Source organism: Synechococcus sp. R6-7 (genome assembly GCF_047461695.1).
Lineage (GTDB): Bacteria > Cyanobacteriota > Cyanobacteriia > Thermostichales > Thermostichaceae > Thermostichus.
In genome coordinates this window covers 1-580 of record NZ_JANSHS010000517.1, presented here as the reverse complement: position 1 = coordinate 580, position 580 = coordinate 1, and the positions used below count along the sequence as shown (strand labels likewise).

Here is a 580-nt window from a genome sequence, read left to right as displayed (position 1 = left end):
ACTGCGAGGTAAGGACTCCGTCCTGCTGACAGGAAGAGTGGCCCGCGCCCTGTCCGCAGGACGAGCGCCGGGAGGATGTCACTCCTCTGTCCAGAAACGCTCGGAAAGATATTTGTCAGCCCCGTCGCAAAAGATGGTCACCACCACTCCAGAGGAGAGCTGACGGGCCACCTCTAGGGCTGCCACCACATTGGCGCCGGCAGAGATGCCCACCAGCAGGCCTTCTTCCAACGCCAAGCGCTTGACCATTTTCTGGGCTGCTTCTGTGGAGATCTCAATGTGCTGGTCAGGCAGGGTGGGATCGTAAATCTCAGGTTTTAGAGCGGTGGCCATGTGCTTGAGCCCTTCCAGGCCATGGAAGGGAGAGTCGGGCTGCATGGCAATGATTTGGATATCCGGGCGATACTCTCGCAGGCGCCGCCCCACCCCCATACAGGTGCCGCTGGTGCCTAGCCCGGTAACAAAATGGGTGACCTGCCCCTGGGTTTGCTCCCAAATCTCCACCCCAGTGGTTTCGTAGTGGGCTTGCCAGTTGGCGGGGTTGCTGTACTGGTCAGGGTAGAAATAAAGCTCGGGGTTT

The 580-nt window shown here is 59.5% G+C and carries 1 protein-coding gene; it reads right to left on the bottom strand.

Annotation, left to right across the window (positions count from 1 at the left end):
* Positions 1-78 precede the first annotated feature (78 nt).
* Positions 79-580: PLP-dependent cysteine synthase family protein (locus NW815_RS13660; RefSeq protein ID WP_414416128.1), on the bottom strand; the 502-nt coding region annotated here is incomplete at its 5' end.